This is a genomic window from Vreelandella zhaodongensis, assembly GCF_013415115.1.
In the GTDB taxonomy this organism is placed as follows: Bacteria; Pseudomonadota; Gammaproteobacteria; order Pseudomonadales; family Halomonadaceae; genus Vreelandella; species Vreelandella zhaodongensis.
Genome location: NZ_JACCDD010000001.1, coordinates 1 through 12,723 on the forward strand (window position 1 = coordinate 1; position 12,723 = coordinate 12,723).

The window sequence follows — 12,723 nt, forward strand, 5'->3', positions numbered from 1 at the left end:
GCCGACGGTCAGTGTTGAGCTGGAAGCGGCTAGCGGCGACATCTACAGCGCCGACGAAATCGCCGATGGCGTTAATGCCACCGTCACCCTGGGCAGCAGCACCGAAATCGGTGACACCCTGGTGGTCACCGACGGCAAGGGCAATGAGCTGTTCAACGGCGACGTCACCCAGGAGATGCTGGACAACGGCCTGACCGTGACCATCACCGACCTTACTGATGGCGATACCGACATCAGCGTTACCGCCACGGTCACCGACCCAGCGGGCAACAGCGACAGCGCCACGGATAACGGCGTTATCGACGCCACTGCGCCGACAGTTAGCGTGGCACTCCTAGGTGCGGGCGAAGATGATATCTATAACATTGACGAGATTGCTGCCGGTGAGCCTGATAGCGTAGAAGCTTTAGTCACTTTCCAAGCGGGTACTGAGGTTGGCGATACGTTGGTCGTTAAAGATGCGGGCGGTAACACCCTAACCACAGTGGTGCTGGAGCAGCAAGACATTGATAACGGCGTCACTGTTTGGGTCGCTGTGAGCCAAGGTGCGACTAACGTTAGTGTTAGCGCCACGGTCACCGATCTGGCGGGTAACAGCGCCAGCGATGATGACAGCAAAGGCGTAGCTAACGTTGCACCAGAAGCCACCATTGCAATAGATGCGCTCTTTGGTGGTGATGACTTCCTAAGTAATAGTGAGGCTAAAGAGGAACAGTCAATCAGTGGCTCCGTTGGTGGTGATGCTAAAGCTGGTGACACGGTTGAGGTTACAGTTGGCGGACAGACCTATATCACAGAGGTTGACCAAGACGGTAGCTCTTGGGTGGTGAATGTTCCCAGCGATAAGGTGGCGGGGCTAGCTTCTGGAGATGTGACTGCTAGCGTTGTAGGACAGGATCAATTCGGCAATGCCTATGGGGCAGAGGCTGATCGGCCATTTGAGGTTCAGCCACCGGCTTCACTCACTGTAGGGGGCAATGGAGATGACATCATCGAAAGTGGTGGTGGTGATGATGTCATCCTTGGCGACCGTGGTGGAAAAGTCACCATTATAGATCCGGCCGCTAATTACAATATTTCCCTTATTGTCGATGTGTCGGGAAGTATGAATAATAATTCGGGGCAACCTGGGTTGTCGCTGATGGAGCTGACCAGGCAATCCTTAGTGAACCTGACTAACCAGTTGAGAGATCATGAAGGTTCGATCAACGTTCAGCTAGTGCCTTTCTCAAGTCATGCATCAACCCCCATTGTCATTCAAGGGTTGGATTCGAGTAATGCACATCAGTTGATTAATGCTATCAATGCACTGCAAGCAGGTGGAGGCACTAACTATCAGGCTGCCTTTGAGCAATCGGTCGCTTGGTTTAATGCTCAGAATGGCCAGCAGGATGAGGGAGAGTTTGAGAATCTTACTTACTTCCTAACGGATGGTGATCCTACGTTCTACTACGATCAATCTGGCAACTTGAGCGGCCCAGGTTATGAAACCGATTTTGCCACCTTTGAGGCGTCAGTAAGAGCATTTGAAGGCCTGTCAAATATTTCCCCAGTCAATGCAATTGGTATTGGCAGTCGTGTGTCAGAGAACTATCTGCGCTTCTTCGACAATACTGAGACTGAAGGTTTTGGGTCTGAGAGCTTTGTTGTAGGGCGAGAGTATGTTGGTCGTTGGCCATTTGGTAAATGGCAAGATGTTGTTCGCACTGTCTCAGGGCCTGTTGGCGATGTTGAAATTGTCAATAACGCTGAAGACTTGGCCGCTGCGCTGGAGGGTAGTTCGGAGTTTGATGATCTTGAAGATCTGGGCGATGACATCCTGAAGGGGGGCGATGGCAACGATATTCTCTTTGGCGACACCATCAATACCGATCATCTTGAGTGGACTAACGGAGATACAGGCGTCTTCTTTGGTGCCGGTAGCCATGATGGGTTGGGTTACCAAGGACTACGCGACTACTTAAGGTGGGAAGTGAATAACGGCGCGTCACCTGAAGAGAGTCAGATTATCGACTATATTCGAGAAAACTGGGAATCTTTGGTTGATACCGCACGTACACAAGGTGGTAACAATACCTTGGACGGTGGAGCAGGCGATGATGTGCTCATCGGTGGTGCCGGAACAGACACCTTGATCGGTGGTGAGGGCAACGACATTCTAATTGGTGGTTCAGGTGACGATATCTTCCTTTGGCAGGATGGTGACCAAGGTACAGCGGATGCCCCAGCGGTTGATATTGTGAAAGATTTTGGTAATGGCAACAATGTCTTGCATATTGCCGACCTGCTCCAAGGAGAAGAGGATGCGGTTGATCTGAGTACTTATATCGTTGCGGAACAAGAGGGCAGCGACACAGTACTTTATCTAAACTCTCAAGGTGACCTGGCGGGTGATAAAGAGAATGCCGATCAAGTCATACGCTTAGAGGGCAAAACCTTCGCTGACTTTGGTGGGGGTAGCACTTCTCAACAAGTGATCGACTTTATGATCCAAAACGGTAAACTCGATATCGATCAATAGCCACTGTGTTTGCAAGGCCGCCTACCGGGCGGCCTTGCTACTCTTAGTGGAAGATTACGTTTAGCGACACTTAAGCGCTTTTACTTACCGAGGAAGCCGCTATGTTCTACATCAAACGCAATGCTCAAGGAGAAATTGTGATGCTCAGTAAAGAGCCGTCGCCTGAGTGTAATGACACTATCAATGAAGACTCGCCGGAAGTGTTTGCCTTTTTAGCTGAGCAAACGGGGCAGTCGGCGCAGTTTATTGCTTCTGACCTAGCCTTCGTACGAGTGGTGGAAGATATGCTAGAAGTGTTGTTAGAGAAAGGAGTGATTAGCTTTACTGACCTGCCTTCAGCGGCACAGAGCAAAATCATGGAGCGCAAGTCGTTGCGTTCTAAGAGCTCTGTCAACTTGTTAAGTGATGATGGCGACATTTTCTAACGCGGCAACTGTGACTATGCCGCGTTAGCATTTATGCGCCCTTAAATGCGAACGCCAGGCCCGGTAGCACCATCTACACCTACTTGGAAAAGAGTATCGAGTTCTGCCTGTTCGGTTACACCTTCTGCAATAACCTGAATGCCAAGGGAATGGCATAACGTCGACATTCCCCGCACGATAGTTTGCTGTTCATGCGACGCCTGAATACCACAAATCAAGCTGCTGTCTATTTTTAGGTAGGCCAGCCCGATATCGTGTAAATCCGCAAGCTTGGTAAACTCAGCCCCCACGTGCTCAATCCCAAACTGGCATCCCAGTGGCCTTAGCGCAGTGCAAAGCCCGCGCAGGCTGCCGATAGCCTGGGCATCTAAGGTGGCGGGTACTTCAAAACAGAGCTGCTTGGCCAATTGGGGCTGTTTTTCAAGCAGTGCTCTCAGCTCGTTAACAAATTGAGCATTGGTAATAGAGGCAATCGAGATATTAATGCCAATGCTATGTGTTGGATGGGCCGCTAGTTGCTCCAGGGCTTTTTTGACGACAGCGATATCCAGCCCAGGCTCTAAATGGAAACGCGATACCCAGGGAATAAACATGCCGGCAGTCTGCCAGTGGTTGGCGAGTTCCAGGCGTGCAGGACACTCGTAGTGCAGTATGTTTTGGTCGGCGTCAATAACGGGGAAGTAGGCTAACTGAGGCCCTTGTGTAATGGCGGCCTTCAGTGCTGAGCGCCATTCAATGTGGCTGTTGAAAAGCGAGGTTTGTTCGCGCTCTCGAACGACCACCATAATGTTTGAGCTCGCGCTTTCAGCTTCTGCTAAGGCATCATCTAAGGTAGCCAGCAGTTCGCCGCGTACATCCTGGGGAGTGTAAGCAACGAGTGCTGTGGGTAATCGGATCGTAGTGCCTGGAGCCAACCCTGCGACTGTTTCAAGCGATTGGTAAAGACGATCTACGAGTATTTTGCTGTTTTCTACTAAGGGCAGCATCAGCATAAAATCACTGCCGTTTAAGCGTCCAACAAGCGACTCTTCCGATGAGGGGGTAAGTTGAGAAAGTTGCTTAACTAACTCACTTAATAGTTGATCGGTAGCTTGGTGGCCAAGTTGCTCATTTAGCTCTTCAAGTGCTGGAACGCTTACCATCACCATGACCCCAGTGGCACGTGCATCATCACTACCAAGTAATGATGCCAGGCGCCCCATAAATACGTCGCGGTTAAGTGCACCGGTAACACGGTCGTGCTGAAGGTGGCGGCGGAGTTCGTCTAGTTTTTGACTCTCTTGGCTGAGCATTTGGCGAACATTGGCAGAGAGTATGTTCATGGCTTGTGCCACTTCTCGCAGCTCTAGCGTACGCGGCTCTTTGATGGTGGTAAAACGTCGAGCGCTAATATCTTTTGCCTGGGCGACCATGCGAACCAACGGGTGCTTGATGCCGCGCACGACGAGGGTGGCGATGCCGAGGCTAATGGCGCCAGCTAGCAAGAACCAGCCTGTTAAGCCCAGCATGCTCCGCCACAAAGAGGCATAGGCAAAACTGTGCTGGCTTTCTAGCTCCAGCGTGCCGAACTGCCGCCAGCCATCTTGAATGGTTGCGATGCCAGTAGGGACATCAAACTGAACGATGTTACGAAACCAAGCGGGCACATCACCACGGTACTCACTAGATGCCCGCTCAATAAGTACATCACCTTCGGCATCGCGCAGTACAATACGGCGGTAATAACCGGTATCGAACTGTGCTGAAATTAACAGTTCAAGTGTCACCATGTCCTTATCGAGCTGACTCATGGAGAGTGCCAGCGCCGTTGCATTGTCTTCGTTCTTAATGCGTACTTCTTGCTCAATATAGTCACGGCTGGAGGTAATGCTGATCGCAAGGCTGCCGATAAACGAAAGTAACAGTAGCGCAATAATGGCCAGCCAGAGTTGTTTGATCAGCGACATAGTGCTTTATCCTTTTAAATGAAACCCTGTGATTGCATACGTTCAATAACGTTACGCCAGCGTGATAGCCGTGCTAGGGGGTCGGCCCGTGATTCTGTTCCGCCGCCAGCCCAAAGGCCCTCACTATTGAAACTGAAAAGGGGGTCCAGGTCGGTTCGCTGGGAGGCTGGCGAAATGGAAGGCGCAATATTATCAAGTATCAACGGTTCGCCACTTGGCGTTGAATAATAACCAAGCACCATATGTGCCTGGGAGATCTGACTGCGACCAATACGCGCACGAACGTAAATCATCCTTAGACGTTCGCCTGGCACACCCAGTTGTTTCAGACTGACATATTTAGCAATAGAGTAATCTTCACAATCACCTTGCCCTTTCCCCAATGATTCAAGGGGGGTGGCCCAAAAGTCTTCTTGCCCCCACACGTGTATATCATCGACCCAACGGATGCGACGATTAACGAAGTCGTTGACGTCTCTTAGTTGGGTTTGAATATCTTGCCCGCGCAAGCGCTCAAGCATGGCAAACCACTCCTCCAAAACAGCAAGCCCAGATTGGCCATACTGTTGCTGCATGCTTTGGCGTAACCGCTGGGGGTTGAAGGCTGCGGCGGGAGCGGGGTGAATGCCTAGCCCAGCGCCCAATGCAACAGCGCCAACAGTCGCGAGAAACTGTCGACGCGTAAGTGGCTGACATTGATAGCGGGAGGAGGCAGGCATAAGCGCCGTCGTTAATAGTTAATAAGTGTTAAGACTACAAGTTGCGGCGTTGAAGTGCTATCTCTCCTCGGTAGAAAGTACCAACACAGTCGTAGCAAATAAGCATAAGGCCAAGCTCTGAGATCAGGCCGTGGTTAGCTAGAGGATGCACTAACCACGCTGTCGAGTAGCGGCTCTAGTTCAGGCCAAACATTTTCTAAAATAATGGGTTGGGCTTCAGCGGTTGGGTGTATGCCATCGCTTTGCATCAGCTCATCATTCAATGCCACGCCCTCCAGTAAGAAGGGCACGAGCGCTACGTTATATTCACCCGCAAGAGAGTGGAAAACGCCCGTAAATGCATCGCGGTAGGCTTGGCCGTAGTTAGGTGGAATATCAATGCCGAGAAGTAGAACATCGGCACCTGCCTGCTGGCTTTGCTCAATCATGCTGGCTAGATTGGCACGCATTTGGGTAGGAGGAAGCCCACGTAGACCGTCGTTACCGCCTAATTCTAATAGAACGATATCAGGCTGCCGCTGTCCGATGATGCTAGCAAGCCGCTGCGCACCACCGGAGGTCGTTTCACCACTAATACTGGCGTTCACGACCTGGACTTCATCTTTTAAGCGCTCTGCCAACAGCGTCACCCAGCCTTGCTCTTGTTCAATACCATAAGCGGCGCTAAGGCTATCGCCCATCACCAAGAGGGTAGGGCGTTGATCTGCGCTCAGCCCAGGTGCGCTAAAGATAACTATCAGTACTAGCAACCCAGCGGTTAACATACGGTTCAGTTTTTGCCACGCTACAGGGATTCTTTGCTTCATGTCTTACTCCTCTGACCAATCAGCCCATTTATCTGTCAATGACGCACGGCCCTCCACCGACACCTCAACAGTCAGCAAGGTTCCCCATAAGCAAGCTCACCAGCCGGTACTTCACGCTGAAAAACTGTCTAAACAAGTAAAAAGCGGGGAGCGTGCGCTGACCATCTTACACGACCTATATCTCAGCGTAGCGGCGGGAGAAAGTGTTGCTATCCTTGGCAAAAGTGGTGCCGGCAAATCGACGCTGCTTGGGTTGTTGGCAGGTTTGGATACACCAAGTGATGGCGAATTAACGCTGTTTGGTCAGCCGCTAAGTCGAATGGATGAAGACGGCCGAGCGTCACTGCGTGCAGGCAGAGTAGGATTTGTGTTTCAAAATTTTCAACTGCTGCCAACGTTAAGCGCACTGGAAAACGTGCTATTACCGCTAGAGCTTTCACCAAGAGCAGGCGAGACCCAAACGGCAGCGCAGTGGCTTGAGCGAGTGGGGCTGGGTGAGCGCATGGAACATTTGCCCAAGCAGCTTTCTGGTGGTGAGCAGCAGCGCGTTGCTATTGCGCGCGCCTTTGTCACCGACCCTGAACTGGTATTTGCCGATGAGCCCACCGGTAATCTGGATCCTGATACCGGTGCACAAATTATTGACCTTCTTTTTACCTTGAATCGTGAAGCGGGCACGACGCTCATTTTGGTGACCCATGACCATGCACTTGCTCGCCGCTGTGACCGATGTTTGCGTCTTGCTGATGGACAACTGATGCCGTTCGAGCCTTCCGCTGCTGCCAATGGGGGTGGCGATGAGTGATCTGAACTGGAGGCTTGCTGCACGCAGTTTGAGGCGCGACTTACGTGCCGCGGACGTTCGAGCGCTATTTGTGGCATTGGTATTAGCCGTTGCTGCTTCCACCATGATCGCTTTCTTCCTTGATCGCATAGAGCGTGGCTTGGAACGTCAGGCAGGGCAAATGTTGGGCGGTGATCTGGTGTTAGAGCAGCGTGAGCCGTTCTCTGAAGAGTTGCGAACGACGCTCGAACAGGCAGGCTTTGTCCTCAGCGACCAAGTTGACTTGGTTTCAATGATCAGCCATGGCGAGCAATTCCAACCTGCCAGCTTGAAAGCTGTCGATGACGTGTATCCTCATTACGGCGTGTCTCATGTGGATCGTGGTAATGGCGTTGAACAGATCGCATCAGGGCCGCCGCCTGGAGAAGCCTGGCCAGACCCGCGCTTAGCGCAGTTGATTGAGCTTGAATTAGGTGACCGAGTTCAAGTAGGTCAAACCGAACTGACCGTTAGCGGGATTATTGAACGAGAGGCAGATCAATCGGGTGGGTTTGGTAACTTCAACCCACGTTTGATGCTGAATACCGCGGACTTAGAGGCGACAGGGCTGGTGCAACCAGGCTCTCGTATCGGGTTCGAACTGCTGGCCGCCGGACCACCCGCAGCACTGGAACAGGTGCAGGCGTTACTGGCTGAGTTAAGGCGTGATGGTGTTGAGGTGCGCGATGTACGTGTTGATCGCCCTCAGTTGGGCAACGCTCTGCAACGTGCCGAAAGCTATTTAGGACTTGCAGGCTTGGCAGCAGTGCTGTTGGCAGGGGTAGCGGTGGCTATGTCTACCCGTCGCTATGTCGAGCGCCATCTGGATACTGCGGCATTGCTGCGCTGCTTTGGTGCTAGCCAATATCAGTTAGTGACTATTTTCTCTCTCCAGCTAATGGGGCTGGCGTTAATGGCGGCTGTGATAGGTGCTTTATTAGGCCTGGTTGGCCAGGCCGTATTGCTGTGGCTGCTCACTAGCTTTCTACCCATGACATTACCGCCGCCTGGCATTATGCCGCTGTGGCTGGGAGTTTTTACCGCGCTGGCGGTGTTAGTGGGGTTTGCAGGGCCAACACTGTTGCGGATTAAACGCGTCAGTGCGTTGAAAGTCTTGCGCCGCGAGCTTGACCCGTTGCCGCCGTCAGCTTGGTTGGTGGTGGGTGTCGCAAGCTTGGTGTTTGGTGGTTTGTTATGGCTTTACTCTGGTAGTTTTTCACTCGCATTAGCGTTGTTGATTGGTGGCTCAGCACTGCTTGGGTTGCTTTGGCTGGTCAGCGGTCTGCTGCTAAACGGCCTTCTGAAACTTGTCCAGCGACTCTCTGGAGGCAGCGAGTGGGGGCAAGCATTTAGACTCGGTGGTCGGCAGCTAGCTCGGCGCAAGGAGGCTGGGTTGGGGCAGCTATTAGCATTCGCCGTGACCTTTTTTGCCATGGCAATGATCGTTATGGTACGTGGTGATTTGCTGACCACTTGGCAGGATCAACTACCCGAGAACACGCCCAACTACTTTGCAATTAACATACAGCCCAGTGAGCGTGATGCTTTCGAAGACGCAGTTGCCCTGAGGATTGAGGCGCAAAGTACCCTCTATCCGATGGTGCGTGGGCGTATTAGCGCCATTAATGGTCAGCCGCCCAGGGAGGCTGTGCCACCGGATGCCAGGGGGGATAATTCGTTGCGCCGTGAGCTGAACCTCACTTGGCAATCAGAGCTACCTGAAGGAAATCAAGTAGTGGCAGGGCAGTGGTTTGTGCAAGCCAGCGAGCCGCAAGGGTGGATGAGCGAAGTGGTGGCAACGCCGCAAGCGGCTTCCGAGGTTGTACCTATTTCTATGGAAGATGGCTTGGCGGATCGTCTCGGTTTAGGCCTGGGCGATGAACTTACGTTCTCTGTGGGTGGAAATACAATTACCACGCGCATCGAGAGCCTACGTAGCCTTAATTGGGATAGCTTTAACCCAAATTTCTTCGTGATTTTCCCGCCGGGGGTTCTCGAAACCTTTGGGCATAGCTTCATCACCGCCTTCCACCTTCCGGAGGATGAACAGGGCTTGATTCGCCAACTGGTAAGCGACTTTCCTGGGGTGTCATTGCTCAATGTAGATGCCATTTTAGGTCAGGTGCGGGAAGTGCTGACCCAGGTCACCCGTGCTGTAGAGCTCGTGCTTATCTTAGTGCTTATGGCGGGGGTAAGCGTGCTTTACGCCGCGCTGACGGCTAGCCGCCCTGTACGTGCCCATGAAAGCGGGTTATTGCGCGTATTTGGGGCAGGTAATCGAATGATTTCTCGGGTGCAGGGGGCGGAGTATGCGCTGTTAGGTTTTGCCAGTGGCTTAATGGGGGCCGTGCTCGCGGAGGTTGCGACAGCTGCCCTGTATCTCTATTGGCTGGAGCTAACGCCACGTTTGCACTTAGGGCTTTGGCTTATCCTGCCATTAGGCGGTGCGTTAATGATAGGCGTTATTGGTCATGCGCTTTCTTATAGTCTCCGGCGCCAAGCGCCAGCCGCTAGCCTTGGGCTACTAGGGGAGACGTAACCTTTAATGCACGCCAACATGAAACATACTCATGCACGACCTGACGCGGATGCGATGAAAGTCGCGTCAGGCTGCGTTATGATAGCGCCCTAGCTTCTCCATGATGATCCTTTCGTAACGAGGTTCCCGCCGATGTTCAGCCGCGATATGACAATTGCCGGATTCGATGATGTGCTTTTTGATGCGATGCAAAAAGAAGTTGCACGCCAAGAAGCTCACATTGAATTGATTGCTTCTGAAAACTACGCTAGTCCACGCGTACTGGAAGCCCAAGGCAGCCAGCTGACCAATAAATACGCCGAAGGTTATCCAGGTAAGCGCTACTATGGCGGCTGTGAATTTGTCGATATCGCTGAAAACCTCGCGATCGACTATGCCAAGCAACTGTTCGGCGCTACCTACGTGAATGTTCAGCCTCATTCTGGTTCCCAGGCCAACAGCGCGGTTTTCCAAGCGCTGGTAAAGCCGGGCGACACCATCTTGGGGATGAGCCTGGATGCGGGCGGTCACCTGACTCATGGTGCCAAGCCTAACTTCTCCGGCAAACACTACAATGCTATCCAGTATGGGCTGAACGAGCAGGGCTTCATTGATTACGATCAGGTGGCTGAGCTTGCCCGCGAGCACAAGCCTAAAATGATCATTGCCGGTTTCTCTGCCTACTCGCAAATTGTCGACTGGGCTAAATTCCGTGAAATCGCTGATGAAGTGGGTGCCTACTTGTTGGTTGATATGGCACACGTCTCTGGTTTGGTCGCGGCCGGCGTTTACCCAAGCCCGCTGCCCCACGCCCACGTGGTGACATCAACCACGCACAAAACCCTGCGCGGCCCACGCAGCGGCGTTATTCTATCCGCTGAAAACGATGCGGATATCGAGAAGAAGCTGCAGTCAGCGGTCTTCCCAGGTGGTCAGGGCGGTCCGTTGATGCATGTTATCGCTGCCAAAGCGATCTGCTTCAAAGAAGCCATGGCTCCTGAGTTCAAAACTTACCAGCAGCAGGTGGTGAAAAACGCCCAGGCGATGGCCAAGGTGTTTATTGACCGCGGTTACGACATCGTGTCCGGCGGTACCGAAGATCACCTATTCCTGCTGTCTTTGATCAAGCAGGGGGTGACCGGTAAAGATGCTGACGCCGCTCTGGGCCGGGCTCACATTACTGTGAATAAAAATGCAGTGCCTAACGACCCGCAGAGCCCGTTTGTGACCTCTGGTTTGCGCATTGGTACGCCTGCCGTTACAACCCGTGGTTTCGGTGAAGATGAGTGCAGCCAGCTGGCCGGTTGGATTTGTGACATCTTGGATGTGCTCGCTCAGGGCGATGACACAAGCTCAATCGAAGCCCAAGTGCTCGATAAAGTGGCACAAGTGTGTGGCCGCTTCCCGGTTTACAAGTAATTCCTTGTCCGCCGCTATTTGTGAATAGTCGCTACTAGGATGTGGCAAAGAAAAAGCGCTAGCCCATGAGGGTTAGCGCTTTTTTATCGCGTGTCGCTGCGTTATTTTTTACCAGCCACCCTGGCCTTCTAACAAGCTGCGCAGGTTATTATCCAGTGGCAGCTGAAAGTCTGCGCTGCCTAGTACCATTGCATCGCCAACGCGTACTACCCGCGCGCTAACATAGAGGTAATCCTGTCCTTGGGCATAGGTTCCCATCAAAATAGAGCGCGCATTATGCTGGGCGCTAAGGCGCTGCACTTGGCGAGACAGAATTAACTCGCCCACGGTTTCTTCAATAAACATGCTGTCACGCATTTTAACTTCGCGCACTTGCATGCCTTGTTGCGCCAAGGCTGAGGCCATGATTTCTGAGCTGATGCGACCGAAGGTAGATGACTGACTAAGGTTGTCAATGCTCACAAAGGTTGCCGCAATCATCGGGTTATAGCGAGTAACATCTGGGTTATTGGCGACCATTTGAGCTGCGGCTTGATGAGCTAGCTCGGAAAGGCCCGGTTTAGGCTCAGCATTTCGCGCAGTATTGTTATTGCCAAGCGCGGCGCAGCCTACCAACAGCAGCGTCATCACAATGAGAAATAACAAACGAGAGCTGGCGGCGAGCCCGGGTAACTGAGACTTAAACGGCAGAGATAAACGCATTTGATTACCAAGTATCGGTGATAGAAACAGACGGTATTGTCGGTGCTTGGGGCACCCGGTGAGGCGCGTAATGGCGCCGGTCACCTGCGTTAATGTAATAAATGTTAGAAGATGAATAGAGAATTCGGTCTTCATCAACGATTTGGGTAGTAATGATAATTTCCTCATTTCCCACGTGAGTCCAGCTACCGTTGGTTGTGTCTGCTAGTATCGCAGCAGGAATTAAACCCAGTGCAGGTTGGCTCCAGTTGCTGAGCGCTATACTGGCAACGGCGACGCCGCCGGCAAGTGACGTATAAGTGCCAAAAGGTGGGCGTACATAGCCACGATCGCGATGTTCCACAACCTCAACGTCGATGTTTATAGTGGCGCCATGAGGATGCGGTTGGGTAGTCACGCTTCCGCCACCTGAGACCAGCTCGCTTGTTAGTAATGTGCGAAAGCCACGTTCAAACTCGCCACCTTGGTAGGCATTAGTAAGCGTGTGCTCCTGTACGGGGATATGTAAGTCCCGAAAACGTACCCGTTCGCTGCGCAGAATGCCAGCGGCTTCATGCTGAGCAAGCACTTCCCAGTGCTGGGCGGCCTGCATGCGCTGCTGTTCCGTGTATGGATAAGTTGTCGCAATTGGTGCTTGTGACGTATTGGCATAGAAGCAGCCGCTCAGCATTAAGCTAGCAAGTCCAATGCAGACAGGACGAAATAATTGGACAGTGGGTGATGACATAGGTCGAATGCGCACCTGATAGTTCCTTATCGCTACGAAACGGCTTTTGATAGACTAGTTTGCCACGCTTACCTTAGATCGGCCACGAGGTTAAAAACTTGAATGAGTGCTAACACC

The 12,723-nt window shown here is 52.4% G+C and carries 10 protein-coding genes; 5 read left to right on the plus strand and 5 right to left on the minus strand.

The features are described from left to right. The coding region (locus HZS79_RS16850) for an Ig-like domain-containing protein (protein WP_179926732.1) at nt 1–2,521 on the plus strand (2,521 nt) is incomplete at its 5' end. 101 nt (nt 2,522–2,622) lie between these two features. After that, nucleotides 2,623–2,946, plus strand: coding sequence for a tryptophan synthase subunit beta like protein (locus HZS79_RS00010; RefSeq protein ID WP_162218352.1), 324 nt, complete (start codon nt 2,623–2,625; stop codon nt 2,944–2,946). 41 nt (nt 2,947–2,987) lie between these two features. On the opposite strand, the gene HZS79_RS00015 is transcribed toward HZS79_RS00010, so the two are convergent. The 3 genes from HZS79_RS00015 to HZS79_RS00025 form a co-directional block, all read right to left on the minus strand. Next, nucleotides 2,988–4,892, minus strand: coding sequence for an EAL domain-containing protein (locus tag HZS79_RS00015; protein WP_179926733.1), 1,905 nt, complete (start codon nt 4,890–4,892; stop codon nt 2,988–2,990). Between the two features lie 14 nt (nt 4,893–4,906). Next, complete coding sequence (locus tag HZS79_RS00020; RefSeq protein WP_162218350.1) at nt 4,907–5,611, minus strand: transglutaminase-like cysteine peptidase; 705 nt, start codon at nt 5,609–5,611, stop codon at nt 4,907–4,909. Nucleotides 5,612–5,745: 134 nt separating this feature from the next. Then, on the minus strand, nt 5,746–6,417 hold the full coding sequence (locus tag HZS79_RS00025) for an arylesterase (RefSeq protein WP_179926734.1): 672 nt from the start codon (nt 6,415–6,417) through the stop codon (nt 5,746–5,748). Between HZS79_RS00025 and HZS79_RS00030 the strand changes: the two genes are divergently transcribed. The 3 genes from HZS79_RS00030 to glyA all read left to right on the plus strand — a co-directional run bounded on the left by HZS79_RS00030 (nt 6,416) and on the right by glyA (nt 11,177). Then, the gene (locus HZS79_RS00030) at nt 6,416–7,222 is read left to right on the plus strand and encodes an ABC transporter ATP-binding protein (RefSeq protein WP_179926735.1); all 807 of its coding nucleotides are present in this window, start codon (nt 6,416–6,418) and stop codon (nt 7,220–7,222) included. The genes HZS79_RS00025 and HZS79_RS00030 overlap by 2 nt on opposite strands. Further along, nucleotides 7,215–9,779 carry an ABC transporter permease gene (locus tag HZS79_RS00035; RefSeq protein ID WP_179926736.1) on the plus strand — a complete coding sequence of 855 codons (2,565 nt, stop codon included), beginning with the start codon at nt 7,215–7,217 and terminating at the stop codon, nt 9,777–9,779. The genes HZS79_RS00030 and HZS79_RS00035 overlap by 8 nt, the downstream gene beginning before the upstream one ends. Before the next feature lie 132 nt (nt 9,780–9,911). After that, on the plus strand, nt 9,912–11,177 hold the full coding sequence (glyA, locus tag HZS79_RS00040) for a serine hydroxymethyltransferase (protein WP_162218346.1): 1,266 nt from the start codon (nt 9,912–9,914) through the stop codon (nt 11,175–11,177). A 108-nt stretch (nt 11,178–11,285) separates the two neighbouring features. Here the strand turns inward: glyA and HZS79_RS00045 are convergent, their stop codons facing one another. Both HZS79_RS00045 and HZS79_RS00050 read right to left on the minus strand, forming a co-directional pair. After that, nucleotides 11,286–11,879 carry a FlgO family outer membrane protein gene (locus HZS79_RS00045; RefSeq protein WP_179926737.1) on the minus strand — a complete coding sequence of 198 codons (594 nt, stop codon included), beginning with the start codon at nt 11,877–11,879 and terminating at the stop codon, nt 11,286–11,288. Nucleotides 11,880–11,883: 4 nt separating this feature from the next. Then, nucleotides 11,884–12,471, minus strand: coding sequence for a hypothetical protein (locus HZS79_RS00050; protein ID WP_246311379.1), 588 nt, complete (start codon nt 12,469–12,471; stop codon nt 11,884–11,886). Nucleotides 12,472–12,723 lie beyond the last annotated feature (252 nt).

Coding starts and splice junctions, on each gene's coding strand:
- HZS79_RS00030 (WP_179926735.1), top strand. CDS start 6,416: ATGTCTTACTCCTCTGACCAATCAGCCCATTTATCTGTCAATGACGCA.
- HZS79_RS00010 (WP_162218352.1), top strand. CDS start 2,623: ATGTTCTACATCAAACGCAATGCTCAAGGAGAAATTGTGATGCTCAGT.
- HZS79_RS00015 (WP_179926733.1), bottom strand. CDS start 4,892: ATGTCGCTGATCAAACAACTCTGGCTGGCCATTATTGCGCTACTGTTA.
- HZS79_RS00020 (WP_162218350.1), bottom strand. CDS start 5,611: ATGCCTGCCTCCTCCCGCTATCAATGTCAGCCACTTACGCGTCGACAG.
- HZS79_RS00045 (WP_179926737.1), bottom strand. CDS start 11,879: ATGCGTTTATCTCTGCCGTTTAAGTCTCAGTTACCCGGGCTCGCCGCC.
- HZS79_RS00050 (WP_246311379.1), bottom strand. CDS start 12,471: ATGCAGGCCGCCCAGCACTGGGAAGTGCTTGCTCAGCATGAAGCCGCT.
- HZS79_RS00025 (WP_179926734.1), bottom strand. CDS start 6,417: ATGAAGCAAAGAATCCCTGTAGCGTGGCAAAAACTGAACCGTATGTTA.
- HZS79_RS00035 (WP_179926736.1), top strand. CDS start 7,215: ATGAGTGATCTGAACTGGAGGCTTGCTGCACGCAGTTTGAGGCGCGAC.
- glyA (WP_162218346.1), top strand. CDS start 9,912: ATGTTCAGCCGCGATATGACAATTGCCGGATTCGATGATGTGCTTTTT.